This is a genomic window from Variovorax sp. 05N34 (assembly GCF_056397405.1).
Genome location: NZ_JBFTNI010000001.1, coordinates 596,972 through 622,030, shown reverse-complemented (window position 1 = coordinate 622,030; position 25,059 = coordinate 596,972). Strand labels below are relative to the sequence as shown.

Below are 25,059 nucleotides of genomic sequence, written 5' to 3'. Positions count from 1 at the left end.
GCTGGCGGGCTTCCGCTATGCGATCGCCACGGTCCGCGTCTCGCCAATCAGGGTAGAGGTGGCACGCGGGCGCAGCAGGAAGTGAGACAACGCGGGAATCAGCAGCACTGCACCGACCATGTTCCAGATGAACATGAAAGACAGCAGGATGCCCATGTCCGCCTGGAACTTGATGGGCGAGAGCGCCCAGGTGAGCACGCCCGCCGCGAGAGTCACCCCGACCAGCACGACCACCTTGCCCGTGAACCGCAAGGCATCGCGGTAAGCCTGCGCCAGCGTTGCGCCGGCGCGCTGGCGGGCCAGCTGCACGCTCAGCAGGTACAACGCGTAGTCCACACCGATGCCCACGCCGAGTGCGATCACCGGCAGGGTCGCCACCTTGACGCCGATGCCCAGGCAGACCATCAGCGCTTCGCACAACACCGACGTGATCACCAGCGGAACCACCGCCACTACCACGGCGCGCCAACTGCGGAAGGTGATGAAGCACAGCACGATGACTGCCGCGTAGACCAGCATCAGCATCTGCGTCCAGGCTTTGTGGACGACGATGTTGGTGGCCGACTCGATGCCGGCGCCGCCCGCTGCAAGCAGGAACTTGCGATCGCCGTTGCTGTGTGCGTCCGCGAAGGCGGCGCTGGCCTGCACCACCCGGTCGAGCGTTTCCGCGCGATGATCCGCCAGGTAGGCGATCACCGGCATCACGGAGCACTCGGTATTGAAGAGTTCCGGGTTGTTCACGCTGGCCTGTTGCGCACCGTAGTTCAGCACGTCCTGGTTGCGGGCGATGGTCAGCCACTTGGGGCTGCCTTCGTTGCTGCCGGCGGTGATCTGGCGCACGGCGTTGGCCAGCGACATCGTGGTCTGCACGCCGGGTACCTGCTGGAGCGCCCAGGCGAGCCGGTCGGCTTCGATGAGCGTTTCGTATTTCAGACAGCCTTCCTTGGCGGTCTTGACGATCACCGCGAAGGTGTCGCTGGAGAGCGAATAGTTGGAAGTGATGAAGGCGTTGTCGCGGTTGTAGCGGGAGTCCGGCCGCAGTTCGGGCGCTCCGGGGTCGAGGTCGCCGATCTTGAGATGGGTACTTACCGCCAGGCCGACGGCGAGCAGCACCGCGGCCGAGATGACGGTGCCGAGCGCCCAGCGCCGCTCGGTGAACCGGTCGAGCCATGCATAGACGGAGCTGGCTCCGCTCGTTGTCTCGTTGAGTTCGGCGCGCAGGCTGCGCTGCGCAGCCTTGGCGCTGACGCCGATGTACGACAGCAGCACCGGCAGCAGGATCAGGTTGGTCACGATCAGCACCGCCACGCCGATGCTCGCGGTGAGCGCCAGGTCCTTGATGACGGGGATGTCGATCATCATCAGCACGGCGAAGCCGACGGCGTCGGCCACCAGAGCGGTCAAGCCCGCGAGGAACAGGCGCCGGAAGGTGAAGCGCGCAGCAACCAGTCGGTGCGCGCCGCGGCCGATGTCCTGCATGATCCCGTTCATCTTCTGCGCGCCGTGCGACACGCCGATCGCGAAGACGAGAAAGGGCACGAGGATGGAATAGGGGTCCAGCTCGAAGCCGAGCCCGGCCACCAGCCCAAGTTGCCAGACCACCGCCACCAGCGAGCACGCGACGACCAGCGTCGTGCTTCGAACACAGCGCGTGTAGAAGAAGATGATGAGCGTTGCCACCAGGGCGGCCAATGCGAAGTACAGCGCCACCTGGTAGAGGCCGTCGATCAGGTCTCCGACGAGTTTGGCGAAGCCGATGCTGTGCACGCGGATGCCCGTCGGCTGGCCCTGGGCGTCGGTCTCGTAGCGGGCGCGCATCTGTTCGAGCGTGTGCGACAGGCCGCGATAGTCAAGCCGCTTGCCCGGTGTGGCGTCCTGGTCCAGCAGCGGCACGACGATCATGCTCGACTTGAAGTCATTGCCCACGAGGCTGCCCACCAGCCCGGCGCGTGCGATGTTGCCGCGCAGCTTTTCTGTGGAGACCTGCGAGCCGTCGTAGTTGTCTGGCATGACCGGGCCGCCCTGGAAGCCTTCCTCGGTCACCTCAGTCCAGCGCACGGCCGGTGCCCAGAGCGACTTCATCCACGCGCGGTCGACGCCGGGCGTCAGAAAGAGATCGTCCTGGATCTTCTTGAGCGCGGCGAGGTACTTCGGGTCGTAGATATCGCCCTGGGTGTTCTCGACGACGATGCGCAGGGAGTTGCCCAGCCCGCGCAGTTCGGTGCGGTTGTCGAGGTAGTTCTGGATGTAGGGATGGCCCTGCGGCAGCATCTTCTCGAAGCTGGCGTTGAGCGTCAGCCGCGTCACGGCCATGAAGCCCAGCAGCAGTGTGATCAGGCCGCAGGCGACCATCACGGCGAAGCGGTGATTGAAGATCAGGCGCTCGAGCGGGGAGCCAGAGCGTGTGTCGAATTGCTCGAGCGAGCTCGGCGCGGAGATGTCCGCGGAGATAGGGGTGTGCATGTGCGAGATCCCGCTGCCGGTCAGGGCAGCTGAAGCGATTGGGCGCCGCGCGGCCCTGCGATCACGAGCGCGCCCTTGGCGGGGGTGACCACCGCCGCGGCGGGGACGGTGCGTTCGACAACGGCGGCCTTGAAACTGGCGCCGTCATCGTTGCTGGTCAGGATGTGGCCGGCCTGGCTGACGAGGACGATGCGTCCGTCGTCCTGGCGCGTGCCGGCGGTCAGTCCGACCTGCAGGCCGGTCGGTGTCTGCTGCCAGCTTCGTCCGGCATCGACGCTGCGCAGCACCGTGCCGCGCAGGCCATAGGCAATCACCGAACGGGCATTGCCGGTGACGCCGAAGAGGGTGCCCTTGTAGGGCAGTTCGAGTGCGCGAAAACGTGTGTCGCCGCGCTCCAGCTTGAGCAGGAGTCCCTGCTCGCCGGCAATGTAGATGTCCGCGCCGATGCCTCGCACCGCATAGAGGTGCAGGCCCTTCGGGTTGTCCACCGCGTGCAGCCACGGTTCCCAGGTGATGCCGCCGTCGTTGGTATGCAGCACGAGCCCGAACGCGCCGACCACGAAGCCTTCGGACGCATCGCGGAACCAGACGTCCAGGAACGGGTTCTCCGCCCCTTGCGCCTCGAAGCGCCGAGCCTCGTCCACCAGCAGTCCGGCGCGCTTCGGATCGTCGGCCGCCAGTGCGGCAGCTTCGCGCTGGTAGTAGCGGACCATCATTTCCCCGACGCGCCGGCCGTCCAGCTGGGTGGTCCAGCTCTGGCCGCCATCGGTGCTGCGCAGCACGACGCCGTCGTGCCCCACGGCCCAGCCGGTCGTGACGTTCGCGAAGGTGACGGCCACCAGATCGGAACTGACGGGCACATCGGCCTGCCGCCAGTTCCTGCCTGAATCGTCCGACCAGACGATATGCCCGCGCTGGCCCACGGCCACCACGCGGTCGCCGGCGTTGGCCAGGCCGTTGAGCAACGTGCGCGAAGCGAGCGGGCTCTTGGTGGCGGAAGTGTCCAGCACGTCACGCCATCCGGCGGGCTTCACTGGCAGGACCTCGCGTGCCGAGACCGTCGCGGCCAACGCTGCGGCAAGTGCCAGGGCACCGATCGTGAATCGCTTCGCGTTCATCGCAGGGCCTCGATCAGCGAACGCCCGCGCCGGCCAGCGAGTCGGCGGTCCACTCGCGGTCGGACAGCGGCTTCGTGTGGCGCATGCCGCCGGTTTCGGCGATGTAGCCGGTCAGCGAATAGACGCGCGATGCGAAGTCGTAGTGGCCGAACATGTCGGTGTACGGTGCCGGCAGGTCGTAGCTCGGCGTCATGTAGGCGAAGCCGGAGCGATAGAGCTGGCCGCGCGCGTCGTAGTTGTCCGAAGCCAGCGCTGCCCACGAGTCTTCGTCGAGGTAGAAGGTGCGCTTGCTGTAGACGTGGCGCTTGCCGTCGCGCAGCGTGGCTTCCACGGCCCATACGCGATGAAGTTCCCAGCGAACCAGGTCCGGGTTCAGGTGGTTCGGCTTGAGCAGGTCGTCCTGCTTGGACTGGTACACCGCGGCGTAATCGTTATAGGGCACGTACATCTCCTTCTTGCCGATCAGCTTGAAGTCGAAGCGGTCCATGGAGCCGTTGAAGATGAAGGTGTCGTCGAAGGTCGTCGCGCCGGCGGTGCCGGGGTTGGGCGTGTCGAACGACAGGTCCGGAGCGACCTTGACGCGGCGCTGGCCGGGCAGGTACATCCAGGCGCGGCGGTCCTTGTTGCCGATGTCGAGCGGATCGACGATCAGCAGCGCCTCTCCGGCGCGGCGTGCCGGGCCGGTGTAGGTGAGCTTGATGCGCCAGTACGTGTCGGCCGTCTGCTTGCTCGAGTCCCAGAACGGAAAGTCCTGCACGCTCAGACCTTCAGTGGCCAGCGCCGAGTGGCCGCTGGCGTCGACGTTCAGGTTGCGGTACTTGGCTTCGTAGCTCTGGCCGTTGAAGCGCACCAGGTGATTCCACATGGCCTCGTAGCCGGTTTTCGGAATAGGGAACGGGAAGCCGGCGTGCGCGCCTTCGATGGAGCGGCCGTCGTTGGCCGTCTTCGCCTGCACTGCGTTGGCCGCCGTGTTGTCGGTGACGAACTTCGGGAAGGCGACGGTGCGGTGCGTCGGGTAGACATCGACGCGGAAGCCGGGGTACTTCTGCAGCAGCGCCTTGGTGCCGTCGGTCAGGTTGTCGGCGTATTGCGCCATGTTCTTGGCATCGATCACGAGGCGCGGCTTTTCGCCGGCGAACGGATCCGGGCGAATGCCGTCGCCAGCCTTGAAGCCAGCGGGAGCCGACTTCAGCCCGCCGTCGTAGGCGGGAATGGTGCCGTCCTTGTTGCCGGCCTTTTCGGCGCCGACGGGCGTGAGGGTCGTGCCGAGGGCCTTGGCTTCGTCGGCGGTGATGGCCGCTTGCGCCGCCAAGGCGGCCGTTGCGGCGACGACGCCTGCAAGCACCGAGTGGGTGAATTTCATGTTGGGATTCTCAGAAAGTGGCTTTGAAAGTCAGACTCACGAATGCGCGGTCGTCGAGCAAGGTCGTGAGGCCGTTCTGGCTGGTCACGGCATACCCGTTGTCGCGGTAGCGGCCGACGTAGTTGATGTATTTCAGGTCGATGCGGTACTTCTGGCGGACGTCGAAGCCGACGCCCACGCTGTAGTTGCCGTTCGCCTGATTGCCGCCAAAGACGGTTGCCGCATTGCCGTAGAGGCCGACGGCGTACGTAAGGGGTGCCGACACGTCGACGCCCGGCCACACCTGGAACCAGGTGGGCGTGAAGGAGAGACCGGCGCCGAAGTAGTTCTTCGTGGTGCAACCGTCCCACTTGTCCTTGCCGGCACAGGCCGCAAAGCCCTCGGCGAAGAAGAGGTTCTTGCCGCTGGTGACTTTCGACCAGCTGGACCATGTAAGTTCTGCGCCGTAGGTCGCCGTGTCGAAAACGGCAGTCTTCGGTATCACGCCCACTGCATTGACCAGGCCGTGATACGTGTCGCCGCGTGGCCCGTTGGTATCGCCCGGCGCAGGCACGCCTGGTGCAATGCCGAGCACCGTGCTGTTCAGCGGCGTGTTGTGGCGATACGAGAGCTCGGAGCCGAAGCTGATGCCGCCGATGTTCTTCGCAAGACTGACGCCCAACAGATCGATGTTGTCGGCGTAGACCAGGTTGTAGCGGCTGATGTTCGGCCCGACGCGCGTGAGCAGGGTCTGCGGCAGCTTGTCGGCAAAGTTGCGCCAGTAGAAGCCCATCGTTCCGTCGAGCCACTCGGGGCTCCAGCGCGTCGACAGGCCACCTTCGCCCCGCTGCGGCGGCTTGAGTGCGCCGCCGTTCTGTGCAAAGCCCAGGGGACCCGAGATGAACTGGCGGTCCGGCCCGTTGAACGCGAAGTCCACGGGGCCGAGGTACGTGCCGCCTTCGGGGTAGCGGAAGGCTTCCCACTGCAGCATGTATTGCGCCGCGACCGACACCGTGTCCGTCACCTGCGCCTGCATCGAGATCTGGCTGAGCGGCCGGAACAACTCCTTGGCTTCCACGCCAGGCGTTGCGAAACCCTTTTGCAAGTCGAGCGGATTCTGGGAATAGGCGATGCCATTGAGGTTGCCGTTCACGAAGAGCGATTCGCCCCAGTAGAGGGAATGGCGGCCGAGCTTCATGTTGACCGGCACGTTCCCGATGTCGAAGCCGCCGAACAGGAAGGCATCGAGCCATTCGCCCGAAGGCCCGGCGTAGTAGCGCTGGACGTAAGGGCTGTACTGATGGTTGACGTAGCTGGGGATGTTCACCAGCGGCGGGTACGGATTGGATTGGCTGGTGCTGCCGTACGCGTTGTCGTACCAGCCAGCGGCACTCACGCGCATGCCGTAGCGCTTCTGATAGGTGAGGTCGAACTCGGAGAGGATGTCGAGGCGGTTTGCCACTGTCTCACCCGAGTTGAAACTGTAGGTGCCCTCGTCCGAAACCACGTAGTTGCCGATCTTCGGATCGCGATTGGCAACGCGGTTTGCATAGTTGTAGCGAAGCGTGTTGTCCCAGCGGACGGAGACGTCCGGATTGCCCGTGTCGAACTCGAATGCATGCGCACCGCCTGACGACAAGGTCGCCAGCAAGGTGGCAGCGGCAACGGCTGAGAGGCGAAAGGACGAGCGGGTTTCGGCGGATCCCGTCTTGTGGTGGGAGTGATGCACGTGTTTCCAGTTTCTTCGTTGGTGAGTGGGAGGTCTCTCCTGCATATGAGCAGTGACCGGGCGGAATTCTGGGATTCGCGCGCACTCGCCACCCCCTCCTTGGTGGAGGGGGGAGGGGGGTAGGGAAAGTCTGGAGCGGCGCTCAGCCGCCGAGCGCCGTGATCGCAGCCACCAGCGCAGTGCCGAGCCCGACCATCATCAGGCCGACCTTCCAGCTGCCGTACCCGGCGTAGCGGCCCAAGGCGAGGCCGCCGATGAAGAGCATCGTCAGCGCGACGATGCGGGACACGTTCATTGCCGTCCTGACATCCTGGATCAGCGCAAAGGGCAGCACCACCGGAAATGTTGCCGTCACCACGATCAGGAAGATCGCGACCCCGGCGAGCGCGTCACGCCACAACAGCCTCGGCCGCGACGGGATGGACGGCAGGGCCACCATTCGGCTGCGAATCGCCTCGAGTTCGGCCGCCAGCACGAAGCGCGCGCCGACGCGCGACAGGGAACCGGCGACAAGATCACGCCCTGTCTGTGCATCCGCCGCATCGCGGACGGTGCGCACCAGCGTGACCCATCGCCCGCGATCGGTCACCGTGCGGACCAGGTACATGACTGCATCGACCAGTCCCCAGGCGAGGTTGCAGCCCAGCGCGGCGATGAACATCTGCCGCAGATCCTCGCGCCCTGAGTCGGCCACCGACACGGCGCCCGTGAAGGTGAGCGCCATGAAGAGCCCGAAAAGCATTTCCGATACGCGATCGACCGGGCTGAGGACCGGCTCTCTCGCCACTTCGTTTTTGTTTTCGGATTCAGGCTGCATCATTTCTTTTCGGGCGGGTGAATGGAGTCCCCGAGACTGATCAGGTTCTGCGGAATCACGCGGATCACGCCGCCGCGTGGGCTGTCGATGTCGGCAATGAGGAAGAACGCAATGGCCAGGACCAGCGGCAGAACCAGGAGCTGGCTTCGTTCGGCAGTGGCATCACGCACGCCATAGCCCACCAGCAGATGACAGCAGGCCGCGATGCCCAGCATCAGAAGCCATGCGGCGCGGGGAATCCGGTTCCACCAGGCCGCCTGCGTATAGCCCTGCGCATTGAGCACATCGTTCATGCCCGACACCGCGAGCGCGACTGTCGGCGACAGCGGTGCCGCTGCCACCGGGGCCACCACCGCCGACCACAATTGCGTCTGCAGCTTCGCAGTCCGTGCGTTGACTTCAGCCAACTGCCGCTCGTCACGCGTCGTATAGAAAAGAACCCGCTGATCGAAATACTCGCGCAGCAGGCCGCGAACCTTTTCCGCGTCCGCCGCAGGCAGCAAGTCGGCCCGCACGTACTCGGTGCCTATCGCATTGGCTTCCGCTTCTTCGAGGTTCTTGCGCTGGTCGTAGCGGCCAACGGCCATCGAGAAGCCAAACCCGACGAGCAGCCCCAGAAGCGTCAGCGTCGCCCCCACGATGATGCCGAAGTTGTCGCGCGTGCTCTCTTGCGGGCGGCCCCATCTTCTGAGCAGCCGGGCCCCGGCCCACATGCAAAAGGTCAAAAAGAAGAACGTGATGACGAAGACGAGAAGGGGGTAGTCGACCACTTTGATCATTGTTTTTTCCTGGCATTTAGCTTTCGGAAAGCCTTCAGAACGTGAACTTCGTCGAATACTGCAAGCGGTAGTCCACCTGCGAGCCGCCGACCTTGTCTTCGAGGCGCCCCCAGATCAATTCGGTGCCCATGGTCAAGTTCCTGGCGATGGCATAGAGCACGTTGACGGACGAATAGCTTCCCTCATGAAAGGCCGTGGCAATCTGCCCACCGGTATTGTTCTGCCGATGCGCGCTGTAGCCGATCGAACTGCTCCACTTGTCGTTCCAGGCGTGGGTGAAGTAAACAAGCCATCCGACGGAGGGGACCGCCTCGGCCCGCAGGTTGCCGCCGGGCGCGAGGTCGACGCCGCCGTCGTTCATGTAGCTGGCAATGCCGCGCCCCGCTGCAAGTTGCCAATTCAGATGATCCTTGGCGGAGATCTCGAATGCGCCGCCGAGGTTCAGGCCATAGCCGTTGACCGTGCCGGACGGCTTTCCACTGACCGATTCGGTGTTGTGATAGCCCAGTTCCCGAAAGATGGCGGCGGCACGCAAGTGCCCCCACTCCCGTTCGAGCCTGAATGACGCGACAGCGTCCGGGACCGGGTTGTGGCCCGTGATGCCTTGGCCGAGAGCCGGATCGACCCTTGCCAACCTCCCTGCGTCGATCGCCGAACTGGGCGACTCCAGCGTGATCGCCGCCAGCATTCCCGGCCGGTCGAGCGCCACGAATCGAAGCTGCGGCGTTCGCACGAAGACCATGCCGCTCGGCCCCCAGTAGTCAATGACGTCCGGGAGCACATCGATGTCCATGAAGTTCGAATACGTCTGCCCGATGCCGAACCTGTTCCATTCGATCCAGACGTCGAGCAGGTGGGGCTGGGTGCCGCCACTGGTTCCGAACAGGTCCAGGCTCAGGTCGGTCCTGATCGGACCTGCCGACGTCGGGATGAAGGACTTGAAGCCCAGGCTGGATTGCCGCACGCTCAACAAACCCGTGCCGTTGCTGCCGCACCCTGGCGTGCCCGGGCAGACGATCGGAATCTGCGATGGTCGCAGCGTCGCGCGCCAGTCAGGGTGCATGCGCCCGGCGTCGTAGATGGCGTCGAGCATGGCCTGTCCGTAGAACTCGACGCCGGCCTTTCCTTCCTTGGGCGCGTTGGCCCCGTCCGCGTTGTCGGACTGCGCATGTGCTGCGCCGGCGAGGGCGAGCACGACTGCGACGCCGGCGGCGTGTCGTTTCATCTCGTCCCCCACAAGTGACGCCCAAGTCTCGGCGCTCTTCGTCGACGGGAATTGACGTTTCTCAATTTGCCGCTTCGCGACTCATCTAGGATTTGCCGGGTCACCACGGAAGTTCAGGAGCCGGTATGCGATGCAGAGCGAGGGAGAGGTCCCCATCAGGTCCCGGCCTTTCGTCCCTTGTGCTTTTGGCGGCCAGCCTGGCTGCTCCGAAGAGCGCCAACGCGTCGTTTCTTCCGCCCGAGATGATGAGCTCGGCGGCAACCGGGCTCGCTTGGTTCATCATCTTCGCCGTGCCGATCGCCGGCATCGTCCTGTTCTGGATGGTGCACGTGCTGCCGGAAAAGATCGCGCACAAGCGGCACCATCCGCAGCGGGACGCCATCAAGACGCTGTGCCTCCTGTCGCTGTTTTTCGGAGGCCTGCTCTGGCCGCTCGCCTGGCTGTGGGCCTATATCAAGCCGGTGGGCTACCAGGTCGCCTACGGCACCGAAAAGCACGAGGACTACTACCACGAGACGGGCGCGCGGGCACTGTCGGGCGAGCTTCTGGAGCATGAGATCGAGCACCTGCGCGAAGAGCTCGACGCCATGGATGCCAAGGGAGGATTGACCGCCGAGCTCAGGGTTCTGCGCAAGAACCTGGCGGCGGTCACGGCGCGCGGAGGCTTCGCCGCCGCGGCCAGAGATGCGAGCAACTGATGGAAGCACTGCTCCTTGGCATCTACGCCTTCTTCGTCTGGCTCTTCTTCATCAAGCTGAAGTGGCTGCCATGGAACACGGCGACGCAGGTCACGGTGGTGATCATCCCGATCGTCGCGCTGACGATTCTGGTCCTGACGCTCAACGTCGTCGCGCCGTCGACAGGGGACGTGCGCGTGATCAAGTACGTCGTGCAGATCGTGCCGCAAGTGCGAGGCCGCGTGCTGGAGGTGCCCGTCGAACCGAACCGCCTCGTCAAGAAAGGCGAGCTGCTGTTTCGCATCGATCCGACGCAGTACGAGAACGAACTCGCCGCCGCCAAGGCGAGGTTGGTCGCGGACGAGGCCAAGTTCGCGGCGTCTCAGGCGGCCTTGATCGAAGCTTCCGCAGGCGCCCGGCAATTGCAGGAACAGCTCAAGGCCACGACTGGACAGGTCAGGTCGCTGCAGCCGAAGTACGAACTCGCACAAATGCGGGTGCGACAGAACCGCGAATTGGTGTCAAGCGGCGCTGGTGATCGATTCGCACTGGAACAGGCGGAATCGAACCTGTACGACCTGCAAGGGCAGATCGCGACGGCCAACGCGAACGAAGCGCAGGTCACGCAAAAGCTGTCAGGACGCGTGAACGGAGAACAGGCTTCGGTCGCATCGGCGCGCGCCCAGCTTGCCACCGCCAAGGCGCAGGTCGACATCAGCCGCGCGGACCTCGGCAATGCGCAATGGAACCTGGACCAGACGGCCGTCTATGCGCCGACCAGCGGGTACGCCATCAATGTTCAACTGAGGCCAGGCTCGTACGTTGTCTCTGTGCCGCTGGCGCCCGCCATGAGTTTCGTCGAAGAGACCTATCAGGTGGTCGCCCTTTACGACCAGAACGAATTGCGGCTCGTCGAGCCGGGCAACGCAGCGGAGTTCACGCTCAAGACGTACCCGGGACGTGTCATTTCGGCCAAGGTTGATTCGATCGTCTGGGCGCAGGGCCAGGGGCAAGTGGCTCAATCAGGCCAGTTGCCGCAGACCGCCGCGTATCCCCAGATGCCAGGGCGCTTTCCGGTCAAGTTCATCATCGACGAGAAAGACGCGGGGCTTTTTCTTGCGGCGGGCGCGGACGGCCAGGGCGCGATCTATACGGAGCACGTGGAGATGATCCACATCATCCGGATGGTGATCCTCCGGGTCGGCGCCATTACCAACTACCTTGTGCTGAAGCTGCACTGATGCGAACACTTGCGTTTCATCGACGGACTGTCGCGGCGGTGCTGACACTAGCGGCCGTGCTGTGCGGTTGCGCGCTGAAGCTTCCGCCGACGTCGGTCGAGTTGCAGAAGGAAGTGCTGCCCCAGGCGCCGGTGCCTCCGGGGTTCAGGGCCGGCGGTGGAGTGACCGCGCCCGTCGCGGACGGTTGGCTCGCGACCTTCGACGAACCCGCGTTGACTGCGCTCGTCAACGAAGCGCTGGCCTACAACGTCGACCTGCGCGTGGCCGCGGCGCGTGTCGAGCAGGCCGGCGGGTACGTGGAGGCAGCATCGGCCGCATTGCTGCCTGCGGTGGGCGTCGTCGGCCTCGGCGGCGGCAAGTCAGGCGGGAGCGGAGGGCTGCAAGGCATCTTCCTGAACGCATCGCTCGAACTGGATGTGTGGGGGCGGCTGCGCTATGCAAAAGCGGCGGCCAAGGAGCAGTCGCTGGCTGCGGAGGCCGACTATGCCTTTGCGCGCCAGTCGTTGGCGGCCATGGTCGCCAAGGCGTGGTTCCTCTCGGTGGAGGCGGGGTTGCAGCATGCCATCACGCAGGATGCGCTCAGGTCCTCCGAGGTGCTGCTGCAGATGTCGGAGGATCGCTTTCGCATCGGCAATGGCAGCAACGTGGCCGTGGCCCAGTCGCGTGCGAGCGTGGGTTCGTATCGCGATGCACTGAAGCAGGTGGAGTTCGCACGCGAGCAGGCGCTTCGTTCGCTCGAACTGCTGCTGGGTCGCTACCCATCGGCGGAGATCGCCGTCGCGACACAGCTTGCCCGCATGCCTCCCCCTCTGCCGGTCGGCGTGCCGTCCGAGTTGCTGGAGCGCCGGCCCGATCTGGTGGCTGCGGAGCGCCGCGTCGCCGCTGCGTTCGATCGCGTCGGCGAAGCCAAGGCCGCGCAGCTTCCGCGAATCAGCCTCACGGCGGGCGGCAGCAACGTATCGAGCGACCTGCTCGTTCTGAAGGACCAGAGCAGCCCGATCTGGAGCCTGGGCGCCAACCTGATCGCGCCCATCTACCAGGGCGGCGCATTGCGGGCGCAGGTGGAAATCCGCACGGCCGAACAGAAGGTGGCCGTGGCCGACTACGCGCGCGCAGGCCAGAAAGCCTTCGGCGAAGTCGAGAGCGCGTTGAGCGCGGAGTCGATCCTGCGCGAGCGCGAAGCGATCCTCACCGCAACGATCCGCGACAGCGAGCAGGCGCTGGAGCTCACGCGCATCCAGTATCGAGTGGGTTCGATCGATCTGCGCACCGTGCAGGAGAGCCAGCTCACCGTCTACGCGGCGCGCACCTCGCGCCTGCGCGTTCAGGCCGAGCAGTTGGCGCAGCGAACCAACCTGTATCTCGCATTGGGCGGTGGCTTTGACGAGCCGCCCCTGGCAACGGCTGCTTCGCCGTGCTGCACGCAGTGAAGGAGATTCCAAATGGCGCGACTGTTCATTGGAAACATTCCGGATGGGACGACCGATGACGAGATCAAGGCGTTCCTCGTCAAATACGGCTGCCCGGAATTCGACGAAATCCAGCACGTGCCGGGCGCTGGCACCAGGCCTGCGGCCATCATGACCTTCAACGGAGTGCACCCGGAGGCACTCAAGAAGGTCAAAGAGAGGATCCATGACATGTTCTGGAAAACGGGACGCCTCACAGTGCAAGTGCTGAGCGACGACTTCGCCTGATCGATCCTCTACAAGGACGGGCCATGGGACTCATCGGTCGGCTCTTCGGGAACAAAGGCGGCGACAAGGGCGGCGACAGTGACGCGCCGCCGGATGAGGACATCGAGCGGATGGTGGAGCGCGTCATGACCTTGAATCCGCGCCTTCGACTGGCCCGCGGGCATGAAGCGCGCCTGAAGTCGGCAGTCTCGAAAGCAGCGCGCCATCTTCGCGAACTCGTCGCCGGATTTCCCGCGCTGCGAACGCTCGATGCGGCAAGTTGGGCATCCGATCCCTACATCAGGGCGTTCTTCGGCTCGGCGGACGACATCGGGCCGGCGCTCAGCCGGTCTGAAGATCTGCGCCGCTTTCTCGACCAGGAGCCCGCGTTGCGCGAAGTGTTCGCCGTGCTCGGCATGGCGATGAGCGAACGCCGAACCCTCGGTGTCGTCCAGGAAGGTGGCATCACGCGCTCGGACGTTCCGCAGACGACGCTGAGCTTCAGCGACCACCAGATCCGCATCTGCGGCCCCGAAGACGCCGGGCTTCGGCGCGAGATCGTGTTTCGGATGATCGATCAGTTGGCCATCGAGGCGCTGGCGCGGATCGAGGCGGACACTTCGCGGCGAGATGTCCTGCAGCAGGAGCGTGCGCTGCTGACAACGCGCTTGCGCCTGATCGAGCGCCAGGGCACGGGCATGCGATCGATGCTGGGCGGCGAGGCCAAAGGCGATGCCGACCCGGCAGGCTTGCGCACGCAAATGGAAGAGAACGACCGCGAGCTCAAGAGCCTGGGATCGCGCGCCGAGGCGCTTGACCGGCAACTCGACGTCATGTGCGAGGCGTTCGCGGATGCAGGCCGGTTGATCCACGTCACGAAGCGGCGCCTGCGGCTGAGCCGCATGAACGTGGTGCTGCCAGAGCGTCAAGAGCATCCAAACGAGCAGGACGAAGACGGCGGCCACACGCTCGATCTGGAGATCGCGCGTGTCCCCGGCGATCCACCCACCGAGCGCGCGTTCGCGCTGGTGCGGGTGATGCGGGCGGATGTGCCGCAGCGCCGCAATCTGCTGGACGACGCCGCCCGGCTGCTGTGACACAGGACCTTCATCAACGAGGAGCTGGCAATGTCAAAGAGCGACAAGAGACACCATCAGGGCAAATCGAACCACAAGGACGGCGCACAGGAGTTGCCCGAGGCGGCGCAACAAGGCGACGCGAAAGTTGCTGCGGGCGACAAGTCGCAGCCGCTGTCCGGCAAGGACTACGACAAGGCACTGCGCGAACTGCACATCGAACTGGTCAAGTTGCAACAGTGGGTGCAGCACGCGGGCCTGAAGGTCTGCGTGGTCCTGGAGGGGCGCGATGGCGCGGGCAAGGGCGGGACGATCAAGGCGATCACCGAGCGCGTCAGCCCGCGCGTGTTCCGGGTCGTCGCCCTGCCGGCGCCGACGGAGCGGCAGAAGTCGCAGATGTATTTCCAGCGCTACTTCGCGCACCTTCCCGCGGCCGGCGAGATCGTGATCTTCGACCGAAGTTGGTACAACCGCGCGGGCGTGGAGCGTGTGATGGGCTTCTGCACCGACGCGCAGGCCAAGGCGTTTCTGGCCGGCGCACCGCTGGTGGAGCGCGCCATCCTCGATTCCGGAACCATCCTGCTCAAGTACTGGCTCGAAGTCAGCGCCGAAGAGCAGACCCGCCGGCTCGAAGCGCGCATCGAGGACGGACGAAAGATATGGAAGCTGTCGCCGATGGACCTCAAGTCCTACAACCGCTGGTTCGACTATTCGCGCGCGCGCGACGAGATGTTCACGGCCACTGACTTGCCGGCGGCGCCGTGGTTCGTCGTCAACTCGAACGACAAGCGGCGGGCGCGTTTGAACCTCATCAAGCACCTGCTCGCTCACATTCCCTATGAAGAAGTGCCGCGCGAGAAGATCAAGCTGCCGAAGCGGCAAGCGCGGGGCGACTACCGCGAGTCGGACCACCCGTTGAGGGTCGTGCCCGAGATCTATTGAGCATGCGCCATCACTTGCGCGGCCGCGTGGGATTGCCGATCCCGGGCTGGCTTCGCGACTATCGGTCCGAATGGCTCTCCGCGGACGTCGTTGCGGGGCTGATCGCGGCGGCGGTCGTCATTCCCAAAGCCTTCGCCTACGCGACGATCGCGGGTCTGCCGGTGCAGGTCGGCATCTACACAGTGTTCGTCCCGATGGTGATCTACGCGCTCCTCGGGACTTCGCGTCCACTCAGCGTGAGCACGACCACCACGATCGCCATCCTGACGGGCACCGCGTTGGCGGCCGTGGTGCCGGACGACAACGCTGCGGGCCTCGCGACCGCCACCGCGACTCTGGCGCTGATGACCGGCGTCATTCTCGTCGTGGCGGGATTGCTCCGGCTCGGCTTTGTCGCGAACTTCATCTCCGAACCAGTGCTGATCGGATTCAAGGCGGGGATCGGCATCGTCATCGTGGTGGACCAGATCCCCAAGCTGCTCGGCATTCATTTTGCGAAGGGCTCGTTCTTGCACAACGTGGTTTCCGTCGTGCACAGCCTGCCGGATGCATCGGTGCCGACGGTGCTTGTCGGCGTTATCACCGTGATCGCGCTGGTGGCGATGGAGCGCTTCACGCCGCGCGCGCCCGCTCCGCTGATCGCAGTGGCGGGAGGCATCGCCGCGATGAAGTTCCTGGGGCTCGAGAGTTATGGCGTTGCACCGGTAGGGGCGGTGCCAACCGGATTGCCGCCAGTGACGCTGCCGGATTTGCAGCTGATCATTCCGCTCTGGCCTGCGGCGCTGGGGATTGCGCTGATGAGCTTCACCGAGACGATTGCCGCGGGGCGGGCTTTCGCGCGCAGCGGAGATCCGACGCCGGAGCCCAATCGGGAGCTTTGGGCGACAGGACTCGCGAACGTCGGCGGCGCGCTGCTCAATGCAATGCCGGCGGGCGGAGGCACCACGCAGACGGCCGTGAACCAGCTGGGTGGCGCGCGCACCCAGCTTGCCGAACTGGTCACCGCAGCAGCCGCATTGGGCACTGCGCTCTTCCTGGCGCCTTTCATCGGGCTGATGCCGCACGCGACACTGGCAGCGGTGGTCATCGTCTATTCGATGGGCTTGATCAAGCCGGCGGAGTTCAGGGCCATCATCAAGATTCGGCGCACCGAGTTCGTGTGGGCGCTCGTTGCAATGGCGGGCGTGGTGCTTCTCGGAACGCTGCAAGGCATCGTCGCCGCGATCGTGGTGTCGCTCGTCGCGCTGGCCTACCAGATGTCCGATCCGCCCGTGCATGTGCTCGGACGCAAGCCGGGAACGAGCGTGCTGCGGCCGCGAAGCGATGAGCATCCCGAAGATGAATCCTTCGGTGGATTGCTTCTCCTGCGGCCGGAAGGGCGGATCTTCTTCGCCAACGCGGAGCGCATGGGTCTCAAGATGATGGCGCTGGTCGATGCGGCGCACCCGCAGGTGGTCGTTCTCGACATGAGCAGTGTGTTCGATATCGAATACACCGCGCTCAAGATGCTGACCGAAGGCGAGGAAAGGCTGCGCAATGACGGGATCGCGCTCTGGCTCGCGGGCCTGAATCCCGGCGTGCTGGCGATGGTGCAGCGTTCACCGCTGGGCGAACGTCTCGGCCGCGATGGCATGTTCTTCGGCGTCGAACAAGCCATTGCGCGGCATCGAGCCACTGCCTGATGCTCTGGAAGGGGCGGATCAGCTGCCGGGCACGTCCACCTTGCGCCAACTCGAATCCGGGTTGAAGCGCGTGAGGGCGCGTGCCGCGGCATCGGTGTTGGAGCCGAGATCCTTCTCGTACAGGGTGCCGTCATGGCTGACCATGAAGCTCATCACGCCCGTGTCTCCGTAGCGGATCGGCCATGCGATCAGTGCAAAGCCGGCACGCATGCGCCCGCCGATCACATAGTCGTAAGCACCGCCCGGTGCGTCCTTGCCCTGGGCTTTCAGGATGCGGAAGTGATAGCCGTGATAGCCCTCGCTGCTCTTCTGGCCGCCGTAGAGCGGGCCGAGCGGGCTCTCGTCCTGGCCCGTGGCGTCGGGCCAGTAGAGGCCGTCGTGCTTGCCGGGTGAACTCACGAACTTCTGCGCGTATTCGAGCACGCCGTTGTTGTCGCGGTCTTTCTGCGCGTATTCCTTCTGCGCATCGAAGTACGCGAGCGCGGCTTGCATTGCGGCGAGTTCGTTGCGCCCGATGCGCCGGGTGCGCATGACGTCCGCACCGGCGCGCGGATCGAACTTCCAGCCGGCCGCGCTCTTCACGATCGGCACCGGCAGGGTCCAGTCGCTGTCGCCCACGGCGAGCATGGCCTTGCCCGGCGTTTCGAGCACGATCTTGTGCTGCCTGGACCAGGCGCCGAGGAAGTCGTAGATGTCGTCCACATCGACGCCGCCCTCAGGAACGAAGCGCCTCCAGTCGGGGCCGAGCACGAGTGTCAAGGCGGCGGTATCACTGCGGGTGACGGCATCGACGAATGCTTGCGCTGCCGCGTCCGGAGAGGGGTAGGCGTGCTGCGCGAATACAGGGCCTGATGCGAGCGAGAGGGACAACGCCATCGCCGTCCCGGCCGCCAAGGACTTGAACTTGCCCATGTTCAGCCACGATGTCCGCGAGTGCCGTTGAGTGTGTTGCGTCATGAATTCCTCCAGTCGATCACTTCAACGACGGCCGCCGCCACCGCGCCCACCACCGCCGCCGCCTCGCATGCCGCCACCTCCGCCGCCCGCGCGAGCGCCGCCACCACTCATGTGTGCGCCTCCGCCACCACCACCGGCACGAGCGCCACCACCGCCGCCCCCGTAGTTGTGCGACATCGACTGTCGGCTTGCGTCTCCGCGGCTTGTCTGCTGGCGGGCCTGATTTCCGTCGCCGGCGCCTCTCAAGGCGTTGTCGCCGCCGCGTGCCCCGGCACTCCCGGGACCCCCGACGCCTCCGGCGCTGCCCGGTCCTCCAGGACCGCCGATGCCTCCGGCACCTCCGACGCCCCCGACGCCCCCTGGACCACCAGCGCCGCCCGGACGTCCAGCGCCTCCAGGTCCACCCACATTTCCGGGGCCACCCGCGCCGCCGACCCCGCCGACGCCTCCGGCACCACCGACGCCTCCGGGGCCGCCAGCGCCCCCGGGACGGCCAGCGCTGCCCGGACCGCCCACGCCCCCTGCGCCGCCGGGACCGCGACCCGCGCCGCCGGCAGCAGCCTGCGCTCGATCGCGTGTGCCCGGGTCATTGCGAAGCTGATCGCGCCCTTGGCCGGGGTCCATGCCGCGCTGTTGCAACTGAGATTGAGCCTGCTGACGCTGCGCATCCCGGCCGCGGTAGTCGCCGCGCTGGTCTGCGCCTGCCACATTCTTTCCGAACTGCTGCTGGCTGGCCGAATCGCGATATGGCACTCCGCGCCGGTTCGCTGCGTTGTGCTGGAAGTTCGTCTGATTGGCGCTGATCTGCCGATTGGCGTTGACGCTGTTGTACCGATTGACGTTCACGTTGACGTTACCGCCGCCCCAATTGGCATTGCCCCAAAGTGCAGCAGTGGCAGCCACGCCCACGCCGAAGGCGATGCCGGTCGCGAGTGCCGCGCCCGGGTAGTAGTAGGGAGCGGGCGGGTAGTAATAGGGCGGGTAGGCCGGATAGGGCCAGGCGCCATAAACCACCGTCGGGTTATAGGAAGGCACGTAGACCACCTGAGGGTTGGCGGGCTCGATCTTGATGACTGTCTGCTGCGTCTGCGGCTCTTGCTGGACGATGACGTTCTGCTGCTCGGAGCTCTTGAGGTTGCCCGTCTGCTGGGCCTTGGCGCGCAGCCGCTGTGCGGAATCGAGCACGTCCTTGGACGACGCGAGAAATGCATCGCCCAGGTTCTGCACCCAATCCGGCTTGTCGCCCATCATCTGGAGCACCTGGGGAAACGCAACCAGCGACTGCACGCTCGGGTCCCATGGCTGATCGGCCACGAGCTTCAGCGCCGCATCGCCTTTCTCGTCCCGATGCGCCTTGGACCATCGCGCTGCATCCGCGACGTCCGATGGATAGGTCGAGGCCATCAGCACCTGCGACAGCAACTGGTCCGGATACAGCGCGATGGGCGCCATCATCTGGTCCAACTGTTCGCGCGAGAAGGTCTGCCCCTGCTGCGCCCCGGCGAGCGCCGTGAACAGCGACGCAGCGACCATCAGCGAACGGGCAAAGCGGACGATCAGTGCACGCATGGTTCGCCTTCCTTAATTGAGAACGAAGAGCGGAAACGGAGCGAAAGCCTAGGTCTGCACGAAAGCGTCGTCAATGTGGTTCTCCAGAGCGTAGCGAATCAATTCGGCAGTGCTGGAGAGATCCAGCTTTTCCTGAATCCGCGTCTTGTGGGTGCTCACGGTCTTCACCGACAGGTGAAGCGCATCGCCGATGGCGGTGAGCGGTTGGCCTGCAGCCACGCGCCGCAGCACTTCGAGTTCGCGATCGGTCAGCTGCGCATGTCGGGGAGCTTCCGACGATCCATTGAGTTGCTGCACGAACTTCTCGGCCAGGCTCTCGGTGACGTAGGCGCCGCCCGCCGCAACTTTGCGCACCGCACCAACGAGCTCCCTGGCGGCAATGTCCTTGGTGACGTAGCCGTTGGCCCCCGCCTTGAAGGCGCGCATTGCGTACTGCTCTTCGGCGTGCATGCTGAGGACAAGAATGCGGACACGGTTGAAGCCCGACTTGATGCGTTGAACCAGTTCAAGCCCCGTCATGCCGGGCATCGACAGGTCGATGAGTGCGAGGTCGAACTCACTCCCTGCGAGAAGGTCGAGCGCCTGATAGCCAGTCGTCGCCTCGGTCAAGACCCAGTTGTTGGCGGCCGGATCGAGCACTCGGATGAGGCCTTCCCGGACGACCATGTGATCGTCGACCAGGAGTATTCGCAGCGCCGGCGCGGAAGCAGTGGCGTCCATCTCAATACCTCCTCGGACCCAGCAGAACAGAGCTGCCCGGATCTCAGTGTTTATTTCGATCGACTATGACGCCAAACGCGCGGCTTCACAAGACGTTGACAGACTGCGACGTTCGGAATTTTCCTAGCCAGCGTTCGGCGAAATCCGAATCTCCCGGATTGAATCCGCCGTTGTGCAAAGCATCGCACCGATGTTCGTCGGGCAGCTTGCGAGGCAAGCTTCGGCCTCCCGGCCAGTGCCCACAACCTGGAGAGCACGCAATGAACATCCCCCAAGCCCATGAGACTCCGTCGTACTTCAGCGGCAACATCGGCCTGAGGCTTCACGGCAGTGATCGTCGCGACTCGACCCCTCTTCATGACATGCTCGACCTCATCGGCGTGACCGCTGGCGACGATTGGCCCATGTCGACCTTTCAGCCGACGGTGCGCCGACTGCAAACAGGAGAACTTTTGTTTCTAGAAGGTGCGCCGGCGACCTCCATCCACATCGTTCGTACCGGCGTCTTCAAGGTCTTCAGGACTGCCGAGGACGGCTACGAACAGGTGTTCGGCTTCGTCCGCAGGGGGGAACTGCTTGGCTGCGACGCGCTGTTCGACGCTCGCCACCAGATGGCAACCGTCGCACTGGAGGACGCCAGTGTCTTCGCCATCGCCTTGCCCGACTTCCATGCTCTGGCGCAACATCTGCCGTCCTTCGACCGCGGCATCCTGCGGGCGATGGCCAGGGCCATGCTCGACCTGACGCGCGTGTCGGAGATGATGGCTGCCGCCGCGTCCGAGGTGCGGCTGGCGAGATTCCTGCTGCATGTGTCGCGCTGCATGTCGACGTGCGGGCAATCGCCAAGATCGCTGCGCCTACAGATGACGCGCCGCGACATCGGAAGCTACCTGGGGGTGGCCCACGAAACGATCAGCCGGTCGTTTGCTGCATTGATGGAAGCCGGCCTGATCGAAGTCGAGCAGCGCAAGGTGGAGATTCTCGACCTCGGTTCATTGCAGTCGTATGCGCAGGGCACGCGCGCACCTGCAAAGACGCAAAGACCGGCACTCAATTCCTGAGCGCGGCCTAACTCGGCCGACTCGGACTACTGCGCGGATCGGGCGGACTGGGCGATCGAAAGATCCGCAATGAAGTCTCGCGCCTGCTGGAATTCGGTGCTTTTGTCGAAGTAGGCGAGGGCGCCGGCCTTGATGAGCGTGTGGCGCATCGACGTCCAGTTGAACTGCGAAAACATGACGATCTTGATGTGAGGCTCGTGCAGCCTGACATGGCGCAAGACATCGATGCCGCGGTCGTTCCCGCGCAGTTTGGCGTCCAGGACGATGAGATCGGGCGTGCTCGACGCGATGGCTTCGACAGCCGTCGCCAGGTCATCCGCATAACCGACGATTTCGACGCCCGCCGCGGTCGCCAGCAGCGCGCCGAAGCTTCGCTGTATTGCCACGGAATCATCGACCAGCAGCACTTTCACGTCCGGCCCTCGCAAAGTCGTTTGTTGACCCTGCGGCCATGTTGCCGCCGAACAGCCGCACGCAGAATGCGTCTGGTCAATGATTCATCAGAAAGCACGGCATTTTTGAGGCATCCTAGCGGCGGCCTAAAGCCCTAACGCAACTGATCCATCCCTCATGGCTTCATGGTTTGAGAACCTGTCGATCCGGAGCCGAATCGTCCTTCTTGTGGCGGGCGCGCTGCTTCCTCTCGCGGTGCTCGTGACTTGGCTCATCAAGGCCGAGATCGCGGAGGAGCCGAGTTCGGCCGTGTTGGCGATCGTGATCGCCCTCGGTTTGTGCCTCTTCGCACTTGCCTTCGCGTGGCGGCTGGGCGCCGGCATCGTGGATCCCATCGCTCACCTGAAGGAAACCGCCACCTTGATCGCAGCCGGCAAGGAAGCCACTCGGGCCAGCCTCATCGGGCCGCCGGAAATCAGGGCGGTGGCGCAAGAACTCAATCGGGTGATGGATGCCAAGGCGCTGAGTGAGCAAGACCTTCGCGAGAGCGCCTGGAAGCTTCAGGCGGCGCTGACGAGCATGAGCGATGCCGTCTATATCTCTGACGCGCAAGGGCGAATCATCGAGTTCAACGACGCCTTCGCATCCTTGCACGGCTTTGCCGACAAAGCCGCTTGCCGACGCGGCCTGGCGGAATACCTCAAGAGGCTTGAATTGTTCATGCTCGACGGCGAACCGTCGACACGTGAAGAATGGCCGCTGTCGAGGGCGCTGCGAGGAGAAACGGCGACCAATGTCGAATACCGGTTGAGACGCCTGGATTCAGGCGCGTCATTGATCGGCAGCTACAGCTTCGCGCCGATTTGCTCCGAAGGCGGCGCGATTGCGGGCGCCGTGGTGACGGTTCGCAATGTGACTGAGATGAGAGAGGTGCAAGCCGACCTTGCGTCGTCGCATTTGGCGCTGCAACGGCTTATTGCCTCACGCGACCGGGTGCAGGAAGAGGAACGCAAGCGCATCGCACGAGAACTGCACGACGATCTGCAACAGACCTTGTCCGCGATCCGCATGGATCTGCATTTCATTGCCGAGCGCTTGGGAGAGGATGCGCCGGAGCTGCCGCTCCTCCTTGGCAATGTCGATCGTCTCGCAGAAAGAGCAGTCGTTTCGACGCGGCGTATCGTCAACGACCTCCGTCCGCCGATGCTCGAAGACCTGGGCCTGGTGCCGGCGCTGGAGGCCATGGCTGCGCAGTTCGGTCAACAGACCGGCATTGCGTGCAGCGTCGATGCGCCCGAGGAAGTCATTTCAAGCGAATGGGTCGAAGCGCAGCCGATCGCCATTTGCCTCTATCGCGTCGCCCAGGAAGCGCTCAACAACGTGGCCAAGCATTCGCACGCGAGCGAAGTTCAGATCCGGCTCGGAAGTGCGACTCCCGAGTCGATCTCGCTGCAGATCAGCGACAACGGATGCGGACTGGATGCAGGGGACATGCATAAGCACGGGTCTTTCGGAATCCTGGGCATTCGCGAACGGATTCGTGCCCACGGTGGTGTCGTGCGGATCGACCGCGGGCCGGAAGGAGGCACCGTGCTCGATGTGCTGGTTCCATGTGCAGGTGCTCCGGGGTTGCTGGACCACGGTGCCCCGTTGAAAGGTGCAATGAATGGAGACGGACCGCGTAGCGACTTCGACGACGCCCAGGCACTGCCAAGACTGTTGACTCGCGCGACGGACAAGATGCTGCAGGACGTGATCGATGCGATTGCAGGGACTGTCGCAGTCATGGACCGGCGCGGCACGATCCGTTTTGTCAACCGCGCATGGAGCGAATTCGCAAACCACAACGGACAGCCTGATTTCAGCTTGGTCGGTCCGGGCGTGAATTACATGGAGGTGTGTCGGCGCAGTTCGCTCAGCGACGAATCGGCAGTGAAGGTGCTTCGGGGCCTCGAAGGCGTGGTCTACGAGGATCGCAAGACATTTACTTGCGAATACTCCTGTCACTCGCCCGACGAGTTGCGGTGGTTCCGGATGCATGTGACGCCCATGGCCAATGGTGATGTGATGGTCGCCCACTTCTGGATCAACCCGGAAGATCATGCGGTCGGCATCGATGGCGGTGTCGGGGCCGGAAAGTCCTGACGCGATCTGTCAAGGCGCAGGCGCATCGCCGTTGCCGTTTCCGTTGCCGTTTCCGCTGGCGCCCCGTGCCTTGGCCGTCACGGCGCTCCGCACCAGCCCGATGTGCTCCCGCAGCGTGTAGGCCTCGCTCGCGTAGCTCAACGGCGCGCGGATGCGTGCAGCGGCCTGCTCGATGCGGCCGAGGTCGAGCAACCACTGGTCGAGTGGCAGGGTGCCGGTCCGTGTCCTGACGTCCCGTTCGAGCAGTGCCAGCTCTCCATACCAGCGATAGATGCGCGAGCGCATGCGCCAGCGAATCAGTCGCGGCACGACATTGGTCAATGGAACAATCACGAAGATCACCGGCAACAGCAGCACGATCAGGCGTTCGAGGTAAGCGGCGACCGTAAAGGGCAGGTACCGGTGAAGCATGCTCGGGCCGAATCGATGATGGCGGCTCGCATCGCTCGACACCGGCAGGTCGACCATCGACGTATTCGGAAATTCGTCGTCGGCCTCGAAAAATCCCTGATTCCCATGCAGCTCGCGCGCGGCCTCCAGCAGCAAGTTGATGATCGCCGGCGACAGACCGTCGCGCGCGACCAGCATGGCCTTGGTGCCGATCAGCTTCACCTCATCGTTTGGAATGTGCTCTTCGAGATCGATGGTCCCTGGCGGCAAGGTCAGTTTGGTGATGTAGGGAAAGCGGCGCTGATAAGCCTCCGCGCGCCCCAGGCTCAGCAGCTTCAGTTCCGGGTCGTGCAGGGCCTGCCATATGGCCGGAAACTGCGCGGGTCCGATCAGGAACGCGGCGTCTACCGTTCCAGCCTGCAGCGCGCGCAAGGCCTCCAGATTGACCAGCGGCACCAGTTCGGAGTTGAGGCTGGTGATGTTGTTGGCGGCAAGCAGCGGCTCCATGAAGGCCCGCACGCCGCTGCCCGGTGAACCCACGGCGAGGCGCCTGTGGCGAAGCTCGTCGAAGTGCTCGTGGACGACCGTGTCGCGGTAGAAGATCCACAATGGCTCGTAATACAGCGCGGCGAGCATGACCAGGTCGTCGCGCTCGTGGGGGCGCACCACGCCGCCATGCACGAAAGCCACATCCACCCCCGACTTCGGATCGCGCAGCAGGCGCTCGTTTTCGTCGGCGCCTCCAGTGATGCGTTCTTCGACGGTGACACCATCCCGCGCCAGGATCTGCTTGTAGCGCTGCGCGTACTGGTGGTACATACCGTCCGGCAGGCCCGACGCAAGAACGATATGGCGCGGAATCGCACTCAGCAACAGCCATGCGCCCAGAAATGCCAACGCGATGCTCGCCACCGCGATCAGCGTCCAGCGCAGTTGTTCGTGTCGCGGTTCGACAGGGAGGTCACCGAGTCGCATCAGAGCCTGCATCCTGCCATTGGCTGATTGCTTCGCGCTTGAGAGTTGTCAAGTCCAGCAAAACCCATCGCCGGAGAATTCC

General features: G+C 64.5%; 21 protein-coding genes. 9 read left to right on the top strand and 12 right to left on the bottom strand.

Annotated elements, in window-relative coordinates:
- Nucleotides 1-15: 15 nt before the first annotated feature.
- The 7 genes from AC1DMA_RS03055 to AC1DMA_RS03025 all read right to left on the bottom strand — a co-directional run bounded on the left by AC1DMA_RS03055 (nucleotide 16) and on the right by AC1DMA_RS03025 (nucleotide 9,473).
- Entirely contained in the window at nucleotides 16-2,463 is a 2,448-nt protein-coding gene (locus AC1DMA_RS03055; RefSeq protein ID WP_478143174.1) for an efflux RND transporter permease subunit, read from the bottom strand.
- Nucleotides 2,464-2,483: 20 nt separating this feature from the next.
- Entirely contained in the window at nucleotides 2,484-3,581 is a 1,098-nt protein-coding gene (locus AC1DMA_RS03050) for a YCF48-related protein (RefSeq protein WP_478143173.1), read from the bottom strand.
- A 13-nt stretch (nucleotides 3,582-3,594) separates the two neighbouring features.
- The gene (locus AC1DMA_RS03045) at nucleotides 3,595-4,944 is read right to left on the bottom strand and encodes a DUF1329 domain-containing protein (RefSeq protein ID WP_478143172.1); all 1,350 of its coding nucleotides are present in this window, start codon (nucleotides 4,942-4,944) and stop codon (nucleotides 3,595-3,597) included.
- 10 nt (nucleotides 4,945-4,954) lie between these two features.
- On the bottom strand, nucleotides 4,955-6,652 hold the full coding sequence (locus AC1DMA_RS03040) for a DUF1302 domain-containing protein (protein WP_478143171.1): 1,698 nt from the start codon (nucleotides 6,650-6,652) through the stop codon (nucleotides 4,955-4,957).
- A 142-nt stretch (nucleotides 6,653-6,794) separates the two neighbouring features.
- Nucleotides 6,795-7,469: a hypothetical protein gene (locus tag AC1DMA_RS03035; RefSeq protein WP_478143170.1), complete on the bottom strand. Its 675-nt coding sequence runs from the start codon at nucleotides 7,467-7,469 to the stop codon at nucleotides 6,795-6,797.
- A complete protein-coding gene (locus AC1DMA_RS03030) occupies nucleotides 7,469-8,248 on the bottom strand; it encodes a bestrophin-like domain (protein WP_478143169.1) in 780 nt (259 codons plus the stop codon). Before AC1DMA_RS03030 ends, AC1DMA_RS03035 begins: the two co-directional genes overlap by 1 nt.
- 34 nt (nucleotides 8,249-8,282) lie before the next feature.
- Nucleotides 8,283-9,473, bottom strand: coding sequence for a hypothetical protein (locus tag AC1DMA_RS03025; protein ID WP_478143168.1), 1,191 nt, complete (start codon nucleotides 9,471-9,473; stop codon nucleotides 8,283-8,285).
- Nucleotides 9,474-9,718: 245 nt separating this feature from the next.
- Between AC1DMA_RS03025 and AC1DMA_RS03020 the strand changes: the two genes are divergently transcribed.
- Genes AC1DMA_RS03020 through AC1DMA_RS02990 form a run of 7 tightly spaced genes read left to right on the top strand, consistent with a single transcriptional unit; the run spans nucleotide 9,719 to nucleotide 16,767 of the window.
- Nucleotides 9,719-10,171, top strand: a complete 453-nt coding sequence (locus AC1DMA_RS03020; protein WP_478126509.1) for a DUF3302 domain-containing protein — start codon at nucleotides 9,719-9,721, stop codon at nucleotides 10,169-10,171.
- Nucleotides 10,171-11,391, top strand: coding sequence for an HlyD family secretion protein (locus AC1DMA_RS03015; protein WP_478143167.1), 1,221 nt, complete (start codon nucleotides 10,171-10,173; stop codon nucleotides 11,389-11,391). The genes AC1DMA_RS03020 and AC1DMA_RS03015 overlap by 1 nt, the downstream gene beginning before the upstream one ends.
- A complete protein-coding gene (locus tag AC1DMA_RS03010) occupies nucleotides 11,391-12,821 on the top strand; it encodes a TolC family protein (protein WP_478143166.1) in 1,431 nt (476 codons plus the stop codon). The genes AC1DMA_RS03015 and AC1DMA_RS03010 overlap by 1 nt, the downstream gene beginning before the upstream one ends.
- A gap of 12 nt (nucleotides 12,822-12,833) precedes the next feature.
- Nucleotides 12,834-13,088 carry an RNA-binding protein gene (locus AC1DMA_RS03005; RefSeq protein ID WP_478126506.1) on the top strand — a complete coding sequence of 85 codons (255 nt, stop codon included), beginning with the start codon at nucleotides 12,834-12,836 and terminating at the stop codon, nucleotides 13,086-13,088.
- 23 nt (nucleotides 13,089-13,111) lie between these two features.
- Entirely contained in the window at nucleotides 13,112-14,164 is a 1,053-nt protein-coding gene (locus tag AC1DMA_RS03000; RefSeq protein WP_478143165.1) for a hypothetical protein, read from the top strand.
- A 30-nt stretch (nucleotides 14,165-14,194) separates the two neighbouring features.
- Complete coding sequence (gene ppk2 / locus AC1DMA_RS02995) at nucleotides 14,195-15,085, top strand: polyphosphate kinase 2 (protein WP_478143164.1); 891 nt, start codon at nucleotides 14,195-14,197, stop codon at nucleotides 15,083-15,085.
- Nucleotides 15,086-15,087: 2 nt separating this feature from the next.
- Entirely contained in the window at nucleotides 15,088-16,767 is a 1,680-nt protein-coding gene (locus AC1DMA_RS02990) for a SulP family inorganic anion transporter (RefSeq protein ID WP_478143163.1), read from the top strand.
- A gap of 18 nt (nucleotides 16,768-16,785) precedes the next feature.
- Here AC1DMA_RS02990 and AC1DMA_RS02985 read toward each other — a convergent pair whose 3' ends face one another.
- Genes AC1DMA_RS02985 through AC1DMA_RS02975 form a run of 3 tightly spaced genes read right to left on the bottom strand, consistent with a single transcriptional unit; the run spans nucleotide 16,786 to nucleotide 20,013 of the window.
- A complete protein-coding gene (locus AC1DMA_RS02985; RefSeq protein ID WP_478143162.1) occupies nucleotides 16,786-17,724 on the bottom strand; it encodes a DUF2950 domain-containing protein in 939 nt (312 codons plus the stop codon).
- Between the two features lie 21 nt (nucleotides 17,725-17,745).
- The gene (locus AC1DMA_RS02980; RefSeq protein WP_478143161.1) at nucleotides 17,746-19,293 is read right to left on the bottom strand and encodes a DUF3300 domain-containing protein; all 1,548 of its coding nucleotides are present in this window, start codon (nucleotides 19,291-19,293) and stop codon (nucleotides 17,746-17,748) included.
- A 48-nt stretch (nucleotides 19,294-19,341) separates the two neighbouring features.
- Nucleotides 19,342-20,013: a response regulator gene (locus tag AC1DMA_RS02975; RefSeq protein WP_478126500.1), complete on the bottom strand. Its 672-nt coding sequence runs from the start codon at nucleotides 20,011-20,013 to the stop codon at nucleotides 19,342-19,344.
- A 260-nt stretch (nucleotides 20,014-20,273) separates the two neighbouring features.
- Here AC1DMA_RS02975 and AC1DMA_RS02970 point away from each other — a divergent pair, with 260 nt between their 5' ends.
- The gene (locus tag AC1DMA_RS02970) at nucleotides 20,274-21,074 is read left to right on the top strand and encodes a Crp/Fnr family transcriptional regulator (protein WP_478126499.1); all 801 of its coding nucleotides are present in this window, start codon (nucleotides 20,274-20,276) and stop codon (nucleotides 21,072-21,074) included.
- Between the two features lie 26 nt (nucleotides 21,075-21,100).
- Here the strand turns inward: AC1DMA_RS02970 and AC1DMA_RS02965 are convergent, their stop codons facing one another.
- Nucleotides 21,101-21,487, bottom strand: a complete 387-nt coding sequence (locus AC1DMA_RS02965) for a response regulator (RefSeq protein ID WP_478126498.1) — start codon at nucleotides 21,485-21,487, stop codon at nucleotides 21,101-21,103.
- Between the two features lie 157 nt (nucleotides 21,488-21,644).
- On the opposite strand from AC1DMA_RS02965, the gene AC1DMA_RS02960 reads away from it, so the two are divergent.
- On the top strand, nucleotides 21,645-23,612 hold the full coding sequence (locus tag AC1DMA_RS02960; protein ID WP_478143160.1) for a PAS domain-containing sensor histidine kinase: 1,968 nt from the start codon (nucleotides 21,645-21,647) through the stop codon (nucleotides 23,610-23,612).
- Nucleotides 23,613-23,621: 9 nt separating this feature from the next.
- Here AC1DMA_RS02960 and AC1DMA_RS02955 read toward each other — a convergent pair whose 3' ends face one another.
- Complete coding sequence (locus tag AC1DMA_RS02955; RefSeq protein ID WP_478143159.1) at nucleotides 23,622-24,977, bottom strand: TAXI family TRAP transporter solute-binding subunit; 1,356 nt, start codon at nucleotides 24,975-24,977, stop codon at nucleotides 23,622-23,624.
- Nucleotides 24,978-25,059: the final 82 nt, after the last annotated feature.